Origin of the sequence: Streptomyces sp. AN091965, from assembly GCF_022698285.1 — a bacterium.
GTDB lineage: Bacteria > Actinomycetota > Actinomycetes > Streptomycetales > Streptomycetaceae > Streptomyces.
Genome location: NZ_JALDMY010000001.1, coordinates 7,977,206 through 7,990,826 on the forward strand (window position 1 = coordinate 7,977,206; position 13,621 = coordinate 7,990,826).

At 73.8% G+C, this 13,621-nt stretch carries 13 protein-coding genes; 11 read left to right on the plus strand and 2 right to left on the minus strand.

Annotated features, from left to right (window positions below; translation table 11 throughout):
- Positions 1 to 39 precede the first annotated feature (39 nt).
- The 6 genes from MQV74_RS33825 (at position 40) to MQV74_RS33850 (ending at position 6,444) form a co-directional block, all read left to right on the plus strand.
- Positions 40 to 1,167: an ROK family transcriptional regulator gene (locus tag MQV74_RS33825; RefSeq protein ID WP_242726570.1), complete on the plus strand. Its 1,128-nt coding sequence runs from the start codon at positions 40 to 42 to the stop codon at positions 1,165 to 1,167.
- A gap of 44 nt (positions 1,168 to 1,211) precedes the next feature.
- Positions 1,212 to 2,480 carry an ABC transporter substrate-binding protein gene (locus tag MQV74_RS33830; protein WP_242726572.1) on the plus strand — a complete coding sequence of 423 codons (1,269 nt, stop codon included), beginning with the start codon at positions 1,212 to 1,214 and terminating at the stop codon, positions 2,478 to 2,480.
- Positions 2,477 to 3,424 (plus strand): carbohydrate ABC transporter permease, encoded by a 948-nt coding sequence (locus tag MQV74_RS33835; protein WP_242726574.1) that lies wholly within the window; start codon positions 2,477 to 2,479, stop codon positions 3,422 to 3,424. Before MQV74_RS33830 ends, MQV74_RS33835 begins: the two co-directional genes overlap by 4 nt.
- Positions 3,417 to 4,322: a carbohydrate ABC transporter permease gene (locus tag MQV74_RS33840; protein WP_242726576.1), complete on the plus strand. Its 906-nt coding sequence runs from the start codon at positions 3,417 to 3,419 to the stop codon at positions 4,320 to 4,322. Before MQV74_RS33835 ends, MQV74_RS33840 begins: the two co-directional genes overlap by 8 nt.
- A gap of 101 nt (positions 4,323 to 4,423) precedes the next feature.
- Complete coding sequence (locus MQV74_RS33845) at positions 4,424 to 5,440, plus strand: Gfo/Idh/MocA family protein (protein ID WP_242726579.1); 1,017 nt, start codon at positions 4,424 to 4,426, stop codon at positions 5,438 to 5,440.
- On the plus strand, positions 5,437 to 6,444 hold the full coding sequence (locus tag MQV74_RS33850; protein ID WP_242726581.1) for a Gfo/Idh/MocA family protein: 1,008 nt from the start codon (positions 5,437 to 5,439) through the stop codon (positions 6,442 to 6,444). The genes MQV74_RS33845 and MQV74_RS33850 overlap by 4 nt, the downstream gene beginning before the upstream one ends.
- 38 nt (positions 6,445 to 6,482) lie before the next feature.
- Here MQV74_RS33850 and MQV74_RS33855 read toward each other — a convergent pair whose 3' ends face one another.
- A complete protein-coding gene (locus tag MQV74_RS33855; protein ID WP_242726583.1) occupies positions 6,483 to 7,913 on the minus strand; it encodes a CAP domain-containing protein in 1,431 nt (476 codons plus the stop codon).
- 315 nt (positions 7,914 to 8,228) lie between these two features.
- Between MQV74_RS33855 and MQV74_RS33860 the strand changes: the two genes are divergently transcribed.
- The 5 genes from MQV74_RS33860 to MQV74_RS33880 all read left to right on the plus strand — a co-directional run bounded on the left by MQV74_RS33860 (position 8,229) and on the right by MQV74_RS33880 (position 12,596).
- Positions 8,229 to 9,572, plus strand: a complete 1,344-nt coding sequence (locus tag MQV74_RS33860) for a radical SAM protein (RefSeq protein WP_242726585.1) — start codon at positions 8,229 to 8,231, stop codon at positions 9,570 to 9,572.
- Positions 9,573 to 9,694: 122 nt separating this feature from the next.
- A complete protein-coding gene (locus tag MQV74_RS33865; protein ID WP_242726587.1) occupies positions 9,695 to 9,883 on the plus strand; it encodes a hypothetical protein in 189 nt (62 codons plus the stop codon).
- A gap of 111 nt (positions 9,884 to 9,994) precedes the next feature.
- On the plus strand, positions 9,995 to 10,720 hold the full coding sequence (locus MQV74_RS33870; RefSeq protein ID WP_242726589.1) for an SDR family NAD(P)-dependent oxidoreductase: 726 nt from the start codon (positions 9,995 to 9,997) through the stop codon (positions 10,718 to 10,720).
- A gap of 222 nt (positions 10,721 to 10,942) precedes the next feature.
- Positions 10,943 to 12,073 carry a hypothetical protein gene (locus MQV74_RS33875; RefSeq protein ID WP_242726597.1) on the plus strand — a complete coding sequence of 377 codons (1,131 nt, stop codon included), beginning with the start codon at positions 10,943 to 10,945 and terminating at the stop codon, positions 12,071 to 12,073.
- Between the two features lie 43 nt (positions 12,074 to 12,116).
- Positions 12,117 to 12,596: an ankyrin repeat domain-containing protein gene (locus MQV74_RS33880; RefSeq protein ID WP_242726601.1), complete on the plus strand. Its 480-nt coding sequence runs from the start codon at positions 12,117 to 12,119 to the stop codon at positions 12,594 to 12,596.
- Here the strand turns inward: MQV74_RS33880 and MQV74_RS41235 are convergent.
- On the minus strand, positions 12,554 to 13,525 hold the full coding sequence (locus MQV74_RS41235) for an ArsR/SmtB family transcription factor (RefSeq protein ID WP_242726603.1): 972 nt from the start codon (positions 13,523 to 13,525) through the stop codon (positions 12,554 to 12,556). The two genes, MQV74_RS33880 and MQV74_RS41235, sit on opposite strands and share 43 nt — an antisense overlap.
- Between the last annotated feature and the right edge of the window lie 96 nt (positions 13,526 to 13,621).

Here is a 13,621-nt window from a genome sequence, read left to right on the forward strand (position 1 = left end):
GCAGGGCTCGGCCATCACGACTTCCGGGGTGCAGAAGTGATGCGGAAACGGACGCGCGGCCACGACCTGGCCGGGCTGCGCCGTCTGAACACCACCGTCATCCTGCGTGCCCTGCACCGCCGCAGCCCCCAGACCCTCGCCGAACTCGCCGCGGGCACCGGCCTGTCCCGGCCCACCGTCGAGGCCGTCCTGGAGGACCTCGTCGCGCGGGCCTGGGTCACGGAGGCGGCGGCGGGGGAGCGCGCGCGGGGCCGTCCGGCGCGGCGGTTCCGCTTCCGGAGCGAGGCCGGGTGCGTCCTCGGCGCCGACATAGGGCTGCACAAGATGGTGCTGCTCCTCACCGACCTCGGCGGCACCGTCCTCGCGGCTGAACGCGCCGACATCGACCCGCTGTTGGGCGGCGGCGCCCGGCTCGAACTGCTCCAGCGCGCGATGGACGCCTTCCTCGACGCGCACGCCGTGCGCCGCGACACCCTCCTCGCGCGGTGCGTCGGCGTGCCCGGCGTCGTCGACGCGGGCGGCTACCTCACCTCCTTCGTCGTGCCCGAGTGGTCCGGCGTCGACCTGCGGCGGCTGCTCTCCGACGGCGAGCCGGGCCACACGTTCGTGGAGAACGACGTGAACCTCGCCGTCCTCGCCGAGCGCTGGCAGGGCGCCGCGACGCTCGCGGGCGACGTCGTGTGCGTCCTCACCGGGCACCGCGTCTCCTGCGCCCTGACCATCGGCGGGCAACTGCACCGCGGCGGCCGGGGCGGCGCCGGGGAGCTCGGCCTGCTGCCGCTGCTCGGCCTCGACACCGCGCAGGAGGCCCTCGCCTGGCCGGGGCCGCGGCGCCCCGGCGAGTCCGAGGTGGCCGCGCTCGCCCGCGCCGCGGACGCCGCGGAGCCGCGCGCCCTCGCCGCCATCGGGGACTTCGCCGAGCGGCTCACGCCCGGCATCGCCGCCCTCGCGCTCGCCGTCGACCCCGAGCTGATCGTGCTCACTGGCGGCGCGACCCCGCTCGGCACGCACCTCGTGCCGCTCCTGGAGGCGCGTCTGCGCCCGCTGACGCTGCACGTGCCGAGGATCGCGGTCAGCTCCCTCGGCGAGCGCGGCGTCGCCCTCGGCGCGGTGCGCAAGGCCCTCGACCTCGTGGAGGAGGAACTGCTCGCGGACACGGCCGACTAGGCGACGCCCGGCGGCCCCCAACCCCACCCGAAGCGGAGGCACGAATGCGCAGGAGGACCCTCCTCTGCTCTGGCCTTGCGGCGGCGTCGGCACCCGTGCTCGCCGCCTGCGCGGACCAGGGCGGCGACGGCAGCGAAGGCGGCGGCCGCGGCACGCTCTCGTACGGCATGTGGGACCCGGCGCAGGTGCCGGGCATGAAACGGATCATCGCGGCGTTCCAGCGGCGCAACCCCGGGATATCCGTGCGCATCGAGCTCACCCCCTGGGCCAGCTACTGGACCACCCTGAGGACCTCGATGCGCGGCGGCACCGCCCCCGACGTGTTCTGGATGAACGCCGTCAACTTCCAGCTGTACGCGGCCCACGGCGTCCTGGAGCCCCTCTCCGAGCGCATCGCGCGCGACGCCACTCCGCTGGACCGCCACCCGGCGCAGCTCGTCCGGCTCTACGCCTACGACGGGACCCAGTACGGCATCCCGAAGGACTTCGACACCATCGGGCTCTGGTACAACAAGGCCCTCTTCGACAAGGCGCGCGTCCCCTACCCCGGCCCCACCTGGACGTGGGACGACCTGCGCGACGCGGCCGCCGAGCTGACCGACCCGCACGAGCGCGTGCACGGCTTCGCCGCCGAGATGCATCGCCAGATCGTCATCTACCCCAGCGTCTTCGCAGCGGGCGGCTACGTCCTGCGCGACGGACGCTCCGGCTTCGGCGACGAGCGGACCGTCGAGGGCCTCCGCTTCCTCACCGACATGATCGACCGGGGCTGGTCGCCGCCGCAGAGCGCGATGGTGGAGAACATCGGCCGGGTCCGCTTCTGGTCGGAGAAGACCGCCATGGTGTACGACCTGTCGGCGATGGCCGGGCAGATGTACGCCGTGCCCGCCCTCAAGGACCACGCGGGCGTCACCGTCCTGCCCAAGGGCCGCGAGCGGGCCACCGTCATCCACGGCCTGGCGAACGTGGTCTCCGCCAAGAGCGACAAGAAGGCCGCAGCCTGGAAGTTCGTGCACTTCATGGCGGGCCGCGAGGCCGCCGAGATCCAGGCGAGTTCGGGGGTGACGATCTCCAGCCACGCCGGCACCCAGGACGCCTGGATCAGCTCCATGCCGGAGTTCGACCTGCGGAACTTCATCGCCATGAAGAAGTACGCCGTTCCCTACCCCAGCTCGAAGAACACCGCCGTCTGGGAGAACCTCCAATATCCGCTCCTCGGCGCCGCGTTCAGCGGCAAGGGCGGGATCGAGGGCGCCGCGCGCACCCTGGGCGAGCAGATGGACCGGGCCCTGAAGGAGGAGCGCGACCGATGAGTGTCTTCCCCGCGACCGCCGCCGCAAAGGCGGCCGACCGGCGCGCCGCCCGGGCCGCGGGCACCGGCCCCGCGAGCCGCAACCAGCGCACCGCGTATCTGTTCATCGCGCCCCTCGGCCTCGGCTTCGCCCTCTTCTACTTCTGGCCGATGATCCAGACCTTCTACTTCAGCTTCACCGAGTTCGGCCCCTTCGGCGGGCACACCTGGATCGGCGGCGACAACTACGCGCGCGTCGTGAAGGACGTCACCGTCTGGCAGGCGCTCGGCAACACCCTCGTCTACTGCGGCATCGGCCTGACCGCGCTGCCGCTGGCCCTCGTCGTCGCCTCGCTGCTCAACCGCCGCGGCCTGCGTGCCGTCCCGCTCTACCGCGCGCTGTACTTCGTACCGTTCGTGACCCTGCCCGTGGCGGTCGGCCTGGTCTGGAACTGGCTCTACAACGGCGACTTCGGGCTCCTCAACGAGGTCCTCGGCTGGTTCGGCGTGGACCGCCACTACTGGGTCTCCGACCCCTCGACGGCCGTCTTCGCCATCGGCGCCGTCATGGTCTGGTCGACCACCGGCTACTACTTGATCATCTTCATGGCGGGCATCAAGGGCATCCCCCGGGACTACTACGAGGCCGCCGAGCTGGACGGTGCGGGCGCGGTGCGGCGCTTCTTCACCATCACGCTGCCGCTGCTCAGCCCCACCATCTTCTTCGCGTCCGTGATCTGCATGATCCAGTCGCTCCAGGTCTTCGACCTGATCTACATCATGATGGGCGAGAAGAACCCGGCGGTCGGCGACACCCAGTCCGTCGTGGGCCTCTTCTACAAATGGGCGTTCACCGAGAACGCCCAGGGCGCCGCGGCGGCCCTCGCCTTCTTCCTGATGCTGCTCATCGCGGCCCTCACGTATCTCCAGTTCCGGCTCCAGAGGAGGTGGGTGCACTATGAGTGACACGGCCGCCACGCGTTCAACAGACCCTGCCGCCAAGGTGACTGATGGTCCGTCAGCTGCAAGGCGAGCCCGTCGGCCCCGGCTCGCCCCGGGTTCGGTCGCCACCCACCTCGCGCTCGGGCTCGGCGCGCTCGTGATGGTCTTCCCGTTCTGCTGGCAGCTCCTCACCGCCCTGAAGTCGCTCGCCGAGGTCTCCCGCGTCCCGCCGACGTTCCTGCCGGAGGACTGGAAGTGGGCGAGCTTCGACGAGGTGTTCACGGCTCTGCCGTTCCGCGAGATGCTCACCAACAGTGCCCTGAACACCCTGGGCCGCACAGCGGGCCAGCTCGTGTTCTGCTCCCTGGCCGCCTACGCGTTCGCGCGGATGCGCTTCCGGGGCCGCGACGCGCTGTTCGGGCTCTTCCTCTCCGTCCTGATGGTGCCCAGCTCCCTGCTCGTCCTGCCGCAGTACGACATCATCCAGAGCTTCGGGCTCCTGAACTCGGCGCCCGCGCTCTTCCTGCCCGGCATGTTCAGCGCGTTCGGCACCTTCCTGCTGCGCCAGGCCTTCCTGGCGCTGCCCAGGGAGCTGGAGGAGGCCGCCCGCATCGACGGCGCGGGCTCCTTCCGGATCTTCTGGTCCGTCATGCTGCCGCTGATCCGGCCCGCCCTCGCCGCCCTCGCCGTCATCACCGCCATGGCGGCCTGGAACGACCTGCTGTGGCCGCTGATCGTCAACACCGACCCCGAAGCCATGCCCATCAGCGCGGGACTGACTTCCCTGGAGGGCCAGTACGAGACCAACTACCCGGTGATGATGGCCGGTTCCCTGATCGCGAGCCTGCCCATGCTGCTCGTCTACGTCGTCCTCCAGCGGCACTTCGTCCAGAGCGTCGCCGCCTCCGGAGTGAAGGGATGACGGCGGACCGGAGTTGAGGTGACCGAAGCCCGTCACCACACCATCGACGTACGGACAACGGGGACCACACCTCCGACGCACAGAGAGGGGCCACCTCCCTTATGCCACCGCTTTCCATCGGCCTGCTCGGCGCGGGCGGCATCGCCCGCGCCCATCTGCCCGGCTGGCTGGACCTCGGCGCCGCCGTCGTCGTCCACACCCAGGACGGCTCGGGCGAGAAGCTCGCCGCCGAGTACGCCGGGCGGGGCCACCCCGTCACCGCCGTGCCCACCCTCGACGCGCTCCTGGAGCGGTCCCGCGCCGTCGACGTCTGCACGCCCACGCCCACCCACAAGGAGCTCGTGCTCGCCGCGATCGCCGCGGGACGGCACGTCGTCTGCGAGAAGCCGCTCGCCCTGACGGCCGCCGACGCCGAGCGGATGGCCGCGGCCGCCGCCACCACGGGCGTCCGGCTGCACCCCGCGCACGTCGTGCGGTACTTCCCGGCGTACGCCGCCCTGCGCGAGGCCGTCGTCCGCGGTGACCTCGGCCGGGTCGCCGTCCTTCGCTTCACCCGGGCGAGCGCGCGCCCGCAGTGGGCGCCCTGGTTCGGGGACCCCGAGCAGTCCGGCGGGGTCCTGATGGACCTGATGGTGCACGACATCGACATCGCCCGCTGGATCGCGGGCGGCGTGGTCCGCGTGCACGCCCGCACGCGCGGCACCGAGCTGGCCACCGGCACCCCCGCCGAGGTCGTCACCGCCACCGCGGTCCTCACCCACGCCTCCGGAGCGATCAGCCAGGTGAACGGGTTGTGGGGGCTGCCGGACCAGCCGTTCCGCACGACGTTCCGGGTCGCCGGGTCCGACGGTCTGCTGCACCACGACTCGGCCGCCGTGCCCGGCTTTCGCGTCACCGCGCAAGGCGTGCGCGCCCCGAACGAGGGCATCCCGTCGACGCCCATGAACGAGAGCCCCTACCTCACCCAGCTGCGCGAGTTCGCCGCGTCCTGGGACGACCCCGGGCTCGTGCCCCGGGTGTGCGCCGACGACGGCGTGGCGGCGGTGCGCGTCGCGCGGGCCGCCATCGAGTCGAGCCGCACCGGGCGGGCCGTGGAACTGGAGGAGGACACCCGATGAAGGTCGCCGTCCTGTCGTTCGCCCACGTCCACGCGGCCGCGTATCTGCGCCTGCTGCGGGACATGCCGGGCGTGGAGGTGCTCGGCAGCGATCCGGACACCGCGTCCGCCGCGCCCGGCGAGGTGCGCGGCCGCGCGTGCGCCGTGTCCCTCGACGTCCCGTACGCCGACGCGTACGAGGAGGTCTTCGCCTGGGGGCCCGACGCCGTGGTGGTCTGCTCGGAGAACGCGCGCCACCGCCCGCTCGTGGAGCTGGCCGCCGCGCACGGCGTCGACGTGCTGTGCGAGAAGCCGCTCGCGGCCACCGTGCCCGACGGCGAGGCGATGGTCGCCGCGTGCCGCGCCGCCGGGGTACGCCTCGCGGTCGCGCACCCGGTGCGCTTCAGCCCGGCGTACGCGGCCGTCAAACGCGCTGTGGCCGCGGGCGACACGGGGCAGGTGCTCGCCGTGTCCGGTGCGAACAACGGGCACATGCCCACCCGTGTGCGCCGCTGGTTCGCCGACCCCGGACTCGCGGGCGGCGGTGCCTTGATGGACCACACCGTCCACATCGCCGACCTGCTGGACGACCTGCTGGGAGCCCGTGCCGTGGAGGTGTACGCGCAGACCAACAACCTCCTCCACGCGGGCGAGGTCCCCGTCGAGACCAGCGGCCTGGTCACCGTCACCTACGACAACGGGGCCGTCGCCACCATCGACTGCAGCTGGTCCCATCCGCGCTCCCACCCCTCCTGGGGCGGCCTGGAACTCACCGTCGTCGGCGAGCGCGCGACCCTGGAGATGGACGCCTTCGACCAGAAGGTGCACGGCTTCAGCGAACGCCTCGGCCGCGGTGTCGAGCTGCCCTACGGCGTGGACCTGGACGCGCGCATGCTCCGCGCGTTCCTCTTCGGCCCCGACCAGGGCGGCACCACCGTCCCCGACGGCGAAGCGGCGCTGCGCACCCTGAGCATCGTGGCGGCGGGATACACCTCGGCACGCGAGGGGGTGCCGGTCCTGGTCTAGGCCCGCAGAGGCCCCCGTGGGCGCGGGGCACCCCACGGTCAGCCCCCGAACAGCTGCGTCCAGTACGTGCCCGCCGAGCCCCCGCCCGCGAAGCCGACGCCCAGGTGCGTGAAGGAGGGCTTGAGGATGTTCGCCCGGTGCCCCGGGCTGTTCATCCAGCCCTCGACGACCTCGGCGGGCGAACGCTGGCCGCAGGCGATGTTCTCCCCGACCGCGCGGTGGCGGCTGCCCGCCGCCGCGGCGCGGTGCCAGGGCTCGCTGCCGTCCGGCGCGGTGTGGGCGTAGAAGGCGCGGGCGATCATGTCCGCGCTGTGGGCCTGCGCCGCCGCCGTGAGGCAGGGGTCCGGCGCGAGGGGCCGGAGCCCGGCGGCCGCCCGGTGGCCGTTGGTGAGCGCGAGCACCTCGGCGGTGCACCGGGCGAGCCTCTGCGGGGTGAACGGCTCGGCCCACAGTGCCGTCCAGAACACGTCACCGGAGCGCGGGTCCGGCACCTGCCCCAGGCCGACGTGGGCGTAGGCCCGGTTCAGGACCGTGCGTCGGGAGCTGCCGTCGCCCAGGCAGTAGTCGAGGAGGTCGGCCGGGGTCGGGGGCCCGGACACGAGGTGCTCGCCGATCGTGAGGTACGCATAGCCTCCCGCCGTCGCGCGCTGGTAGAGGGAGGTGCCGTCCGCGCTCTCGGAGCCGAGCGCCCCGCGCGCCGCCATGCCCGCCGCGTGCGCACGGGCGGCCTCGGCGAGGCGGGTGTCCCACTGGACCGGCGGGGCGCCGGCGGCCGCCCGCGCGGAGTTCACCCGGGCGACGAAGTCCTGGAGCGGGCCCGGTGGCGCCGATCCGCCCGCCCCGCGCGCGGGTGCGTACGCCGGAGGCGGTGGGGCGGCGGGCGCCGCCGTGGCGCGGGGCCGGGGCATGACGACGGTGACGGCCTCGCTCGCGGCGCCGCGCCCGCCCGCCGCGGCACCCGCCGCACCGGCCCCGTCCACCGCGGCGGGCTCGTCCGTCACCTCCAGGCCGAAGTCCCGTGCCACCCCCGCGAGCCCCTCCGCATACCCCTGGCCCAGCGCGCGCAGCTTCCAGGCGGTGCCGCGGCGGTAGATCTCGGCGAGCAGCAGCACGGTCTCCTGCCGCGGGCGCGGCGGCGCGAAGCGCGCGACGGCCTCCCCGCGCGGGCCGCCGACCTGGAGCGCGATCGAGGGCAGCCGGCCCAGCGGCGTGTCGGGCTCGGCCGGGCTGACCACCAGGGTGACGCGGCTCGCGCCGGGGCGCAGCCGGTGCGCCTCGACCGTCAGCGTGTCCCCGGCGATGCGGGCGCCCGGGGCCGCGGGCTGGTTGTAGAAGACGAAGTCGGCGTCGCCCGCCACCTTGCCGCTGTCGCCGGTGATCAGGGCGGACAGGTCGAAGGGGCCGGGCACGCGCAGCGTCAGGGTGCCGTCGGGCAGGGGCGTATTGCCTCCCGGGACCAGCTCGATCATGGGCGCCGCCTGGGGGTCGGGTCGGTGGTGCCCGTCTCGGCCGGGCGCTGACGGGAGAACGCGCGGGCCCGCTGCCCGGGTTCCCGCGGCGGAGGGCCGCTGCCGGAGCGCGGTGGCGCGCCCGGGGCCGGGCCCGCTCCCGCGCGCGGCACGGACGCCTCCGGGCGCCCGGGACCGGAGCCGGATTCGGCGCGGCCCGCGCCGGTATTAGCGTGGACCCGTGCACGGCGATCCCGTACACACCGGCAAAACCAGCAAAACAGGCTGAACCCGACAAACAAGTCAAGCCCCGACAGGATCCGAGGTGCCCGCCCCATGCCCAGGCGTACGGAGTTGATCGAAGGACTCATGCAGCGGCATCCGCTGGTGCCGCGCGAGGCCGTGATCAAGGAGGACCTGCTGCGCGGTGGCGTCGCCTTCGACGAGTCGGCGCTCAGCGACAGCGCGAACGAGGCCTCCGGCGACGTCAAGCCGAAGTCGTACTTCATCTTCTCCTTTGACCACGGCACCCTGCCCGAGCTGGGCGCCGCCGCGCTGCGCCGCCCGCCGGAGGAGATCGTCCTCACCGGCGGCCCCTACGAGCTGCGCCGCACCGTGGTGTCCGTGCGCGTCAACCCGTCGTCCCCGTACCGCGTGGCCGCCGACAAGGACGGCGTGCTCGGCCTCTACCTGGACGGCCAGCGCATCTCCGACGTCGGCGTGCCGCCGATGCCGGAGTACTACCGGCACAAGCTCGCGAACGGCAAGTCGGTCATGGAGGTCGCGCCCACCATCCAGTGGGGCTACCTGATCTACCTCACGGTCTTCCGGGTCTGCCAGTACTTCGGCGCCAAGGAGGAGTGCCAGTACTGCGACATCAACCACAACTGGCGTCAGCACAAGGCGGCGGGCCGCCCCTACACGGGCGTCAAGCCCGTCGAGGAGGTCCTGGAGGCGCTGGAGATCATCGACAAGTACGACACCGCGAAGGCCTCCACGGCGTACACGCTCACCGGCGGCGCCGTCACCTCGCAGATCGGCGGCAAGGACGAGGCCGACTTCTACGGCCAGTACGCCAAGGCCATCGAGGAGCGCTTCCCCGGCCGCTGGATCGGCAAGGTCGTCGCCCAGGCGCTGCCCAAGGAGGACGTCCAGCGCTTCCACGACTACGGCGTGCGCATCTACCACCCGAACTACGAGGTGTGGGACCGCCGCCTCTTCGAGCTGTACTGCCCCGGCAAGGAGCGCTACGTCGGCCGCGACGAGTGGCACCGCCGCATCCTCGACTCCGCCGAGGTCTTCGGGGCGCGCAACGTCATCCCGAACTTCGTCGCGGGCGTCGAAATGGCCGAGCCGTTCGGCTTCACGACGGTGGACGAGGCCATCGACTCCACCGTCGAGGGCCTGCGCTACTTCATGGCGCACGGCATCACGCCCCGCTTCACCACCTGGTGCCCGGAGCCCACGACGCCGCTCGGCAAGGCCAATCCGCTGGGCGCGCCGTTGGAGTACCACGTGCGGCTGCTCCAGGAGTACCGCGCGACGATGGCGGAGTTCGGGCTCTCCTCGCCGCCCGGATACGGCCCCGCGGGCCCCGGCAACGCGGTGTTCTCGGTGAGCTCCTTCATGGACAGCCTCCCGGCGGAGCAGACGGCGCCCGAGGCACCCGAGAAGGTGTAGCGCGCCCCGCGCGCCGTGCGGGATCGATTCAGCGGCCTCTTCCGGGTGACGGGGCGGATATCGGGACAACACGGCGGGCAGCCCTGCGGAGATCACCCGTCTCGTCCGCAGAAAGGCTGTTCATGCGCCGTATCGCTGCCCTCGCCGTCGGAACGCTCGCCGTCCTCGGGGCCCTCGCCGGGCCCGCGAGTGCCGTCCCGGACCCGGTGGCCACCGTCGACTGCGCCGTCCAGGAGGTGGCGGGCCTCGTGGACCTCGCCCACCCCGGCGTCCCGGCCGAGGTGCCGGCCACGGGGTGCCTCGCCCCGTGAGCTGAGCGGCGGGCGAGCGGGCCCCTTCTCCCGCTCGTCCGCTCCCGGCCCCGGGGTCGCACGGCTGTGCCTACACTGCGGCCACAAGATCCCGAACGGTCGGAGGCACCCGTGAACGTGACGGTCATCACCGGCGGCAGCCGCGGCATCGGCGCCGCCGTCGCCCTGCGGCTCGCACAGGACGGACACGACATAGCCATCGGCTACCGCTCGGACGCCGAGGCCGCCGAGAAGGCCGTGGAGGCCGTCCGCGCGACCGGCCGCCGCTGCGTCACCGTCGCCCTCGACACGGCGGACGAGCGCGACGTGGACCGGCTCTTCGACACCGCCGCCGCCGAACTCGGCCCGGTCACGGGCCTGGTGAACAACGCGGGCGTCAGCGGCCCCAACGGCCCCCTCGCCGAGGCCGACGCGGAGGGCATGCGCCGCGCCCTCGACGTGAACGTCCTCGGCTATCTGCTCTGCGCCCGCCGCGCCGTGCGCGACATGACCCGCACCGGCGGCGGCGCGATCGTGAACGTCTCCTCGGCGGCCGCCACCCTCGGCAGCCCCGGCCAGTACGTCCACTACGCCGCAACGAAGGCCGCCACGGACGCCATGACCGTCGGCCTCGCCAAGGAGGTCGCGGGCCTCGGCATCCGCGTCAACTGCGTGGCCCCGGGCATCATCTGGACCGAGTTCCACGAGGACCCGCAGCGCCCGGCGAAGCTCGCCGACCGCATCCCCATGGGCCGCTCCGGCCGCCCGGAGGAGATCACGGGCGCCGTGTCGTGGCTCCTGTCGGACGACGCCTCGTACGCGACGGGCGCGGTGCTGCGCGTCGCGGGCGGGATGTGACGGGAGCGATCCCCGGCACGGAGTTCGGCCTCCCTCCCGCCTCTCCCCGCGTCAACGGGGCCCGGCAGGACCACCGGCTGTGCCGGCGCATCCTCAACGACCGCGAGCCGTGGGGAAGGTGGCGGGTGCCCCGGTTTGTCACCCGCGTACCTAGACCCCGCCAGCCGTGACGGCCCACTGTGGTCCCTTCTGTCCGCCCGAACCGTGGGGAGGGGACCAGCCGTGAGACGAAGACGATTCGTGTCGGGGACGCTCGGTGCGCTGTCGGGGATCGCGCTCGGCCCGGCGGCGGTGCGCGCCGCCGCGTCGGCGCCGCGTACCGGGGGCTGGCAGGCGGTGCCCGCGCCCGGCAGCACCCCGGCCGCGCAGCTGCGCCGGATCGCCGCCGCCGGGCCCGGCCTCGCCTGGGCCGTGGGCGAGGAGGGCCAGGGCGGCTCGTCGCCCGCGCGGGCCCTCGCCATGGTCTGGAACGGCAGCGCCTGGGCCAAGACCGACCTGTCCCACCTGGCCTACGCGGGACGCCTGAGCGACGTCGCCGGGGTCTGCGCCGACGCGGCGTGGAGCGTGGGCTCGCCCACCGGCAGCGCGAGTCCGCTGCTCCGCTGGGACCGGACCACCTGGCGGGAGGCCGCGTTCCCCGGCAAGGGCGAGCCGGACGTGCGGCTGAGCGCGGTGGCCGTCGGCTCCGACCGGCGGGTGTGGATCAGCGGCACCCGGGGCGGCTCGGCCCGGCTGCTGCTCGGGGACGGGAAGCGGTGGCGGTGGCTCGACCCGCTGCCCGCGGCGGGCGTGAACCTGTACCGGGTGGTGCCGCGCACGCCGGACGAGGTCTGGGTCTGCGGCGACCAGGCGTCGGGCGGCGGCTGGGTCGGGTTCGTGGCCCGCTGGAACGGCTCGTGGACGGTGCTGCCGTCGTTCTTGGGCCTCCGGCAGACCATCGCCGACGTCCACCCGGTCGCCGCGGACGACGTCTGGGCGGTCGGCAACGAGTTCGGCGTCGGCGGGCCGCCGGGACGCCCCGGCAACCCCATCCTGCGGCACTGGGACGGCACTGCCTGGCACACGGTGGAGGCGGGCTTCACGCTCGGCTCGCTGTCCTCGATCGCGGGCGACGCCCAGGGCCGACCGGCGTGGATCTCGGCCTGGAACTACCAGGACCAGAGCCGCAGTACGTATCTGCGCCACGACGCGGGGACCTGGACCGTCGTGCGCGGCCCCGCGGGACCCGCCCCCTCGCCGTACGTCAACGACGTCGCGCGCGTTCCGGGCACCTCGGGCTTCTGGTCGGCCGGGATGACCAGGTCGTCGCCCTACCCGCCGACCGAGGCGTACACGGAGCGCTTCGACGCCTGAATTCGCTGGTCACGCCCGCTGTCCGGCGATTAGCCTCGGCCCCGTGAATCAACGCAAGCGGAAGAAATACTCCCGCCGCTTCTTCGAGGCCGTCCTGGCCGGCGACACCTCTCAGGTCAGGGCGCTGCTGCGGGCCGGAATCGACCCGCAGCGCCCCGACAGCGAGGGCACCACCCCGCTGTACGAGGCTTCCGTGACCGGCAGGACGGCCGTCGCCCGGGTGCTCCTGAGGGCGGGGGCCGCCCCGGACGCCGAGAGCGCCGGGCTCGGCGCGGAGGGCACGCCCCTGTGCGCAGCGGCCTGTTGGGGGCACACCGCGACCGTGCGCGAACTGCTGGCGCACGGCGCGGACCCGAACCTCCGCGAGGACCACGGCTCGGGCTGGGCCCCGCTGGACTGGGCGCGCGCGTGCTCCCGTCCGGAGACGGCCGACGTCCTCGTCGCGGCGGGCGCGGTCCCGCGCGAGGGGTCCGCCGGGCCTCAGTCGCCGAGCAGCGCGTCGCCCTCCGCGCTCCTGCGGTAGAGGACCACGTTCCGGTCGCGCTCGCGCAGGACCAGGCCCGAGCGGTGCAGCACGCCCAGGTGGTAGGAGACCGTGGCGGGCGCGAGCCGGTGCCGGGCGGCGAGTTCGCCCGTGGTGCGGGGCGCGGCGAGATCACCGAGCAGCGCGGCCCGGCTCCTGCCGAGGAGCCGGGACACGGCCGGGCGCCGGGGGCGGTCGGCGGCCGCGCCGATGCCCGCGGCCGGGTAACCGAGCACCGCGTTGCCCGGCACGCCCAGCTGCACGCTGACCCGGGGCCAGGACGCCGCCATGGGGGTCAGGACCACCTCGGCGCCCTGGAAGCGGACGGTCTCGTCATAGTTCTTGCGGACCGTCAGACAGCCGTCGGCCCAGGTGACGTCGGAGTGCAGGGACCTGAGGACGTGGCCGACGCCGTACGTGGCCAACTCCGCGGCGCGGGCCGCCAGATCGGCGTCGAGCACCGACTTCAGGCCGCTCCAGCCGTCGGCGACGGCGTCCTGCCAGAACTCGCGCAGGCCGTTGGCCGCCCGCTCGGCGAACGTGCCCGACTCCACCGCGTCGAGCACGTCCCCGGGCACGGGCCCGTTCAGGAAGCGCATCTCGCACACCTGGAACGCGGCCTCCTCCGGCGAGGCGGCGCCGATGGCCTGCACCTGGTCGGCGAACGCCCGACGGGCGGGCCCCACGGCGGGTTTGGGCGTCAGGAGGTCCGGCATGTACGTGGGTCCGCCCGGCACGGACAGGCACTGGGCGACCAGGCGCACGTCGGGGCGGCGCAGCGCCCAGCGGGCCGCGGCCCCCGGGTCGCCGAACACCGGGTGCCGCCCGCCGCTCACGGCGTACCGCAGCCACCAGACGGCCTCGTTCACCGGGGATATCGCGAGCCGGATCCGGCCGACGGACTCCGCGTCCAGATGCGCGTGGATCACGTCACCGGATGCTAGGCGCCGTCCGTGGCGGGCGCGACGCGGAACCCGGCCAATTCGAACGTGGTCGAATTCCTCACTCCGCACCGGCGTACGCCG

What these genes read in the sequence shown, in the direction of transcription:
- MQV74_RS33825 (WP_242726570.1), top strand. Translation starts at nt 40, where the DNA reads ATGCGGAAACGGACGCGCGGCCACGACCTGGCCGGGCTGCGCCGTCTG.
- MQV74_RS33830 (WP_242726572.1), top strand. Translation starts at nt 1,212, where the DNA reads ATGCGCAGGAGGACCCTCCTCTGCTCTGGCCTTGCGGCGGCGTCGGCA.
- MQV74_RS33835 (WP_242726574.1), top strand. Translation starts at nt 2,477, where the DNA reads ATGAGTGTCTTCCCCGCGACCGCCGCCGCAAAGGCGGCCGACCGGCGC.
- MQV74_RS33840 (WP_242726576.1), top strand. Translation starts at nt 3,417, where the DNA reads ATGAGTGACACGGCCGCCACGCGTTCAACAGACCCTGCCGCCAAGGTG.
- MQV74_RS33845 (WP_242726579.1), top strand. Translation starts at nt 4,424, where the DNA reads ATGCCACCGCTTTCCATCGGCCTGCTCGGCGCGGGCGGCATCGCCCGC.
- MQV74_RS33850 (WP_242726581.1), top strand. Translation starts at nt 5,437, where the DNA reads ATGAAGGTCGCCGTCCTGTCGTTCGCCCACGTCCACGCGGCCGCGTAT.
- MQV74_RS33855 (WP_242726583.1), bottom strand. Translation starts at nt 7,913, where the DNA reads ATGATCGAGCTGGTCCCGGGAGGCAATACGCCCCTGCCCGACGGCACC.
- MQV74_RS33860 (WP_242726585.1), top strand. Translation starts at nt 8,229, where the DNA reads ATGCCCAGGCGTACGGAGTTGATCGAAGGACTCATGCAGCGGCATCCG.
- MQV74_RS33865 (WP_242726587.1), top strand. Translation starts at nt 9,695, where the DNA reads ATGCGCCGTATCGCTGCCCTCGCCGTCGGAACGCTCGCCGTCCTCGGG.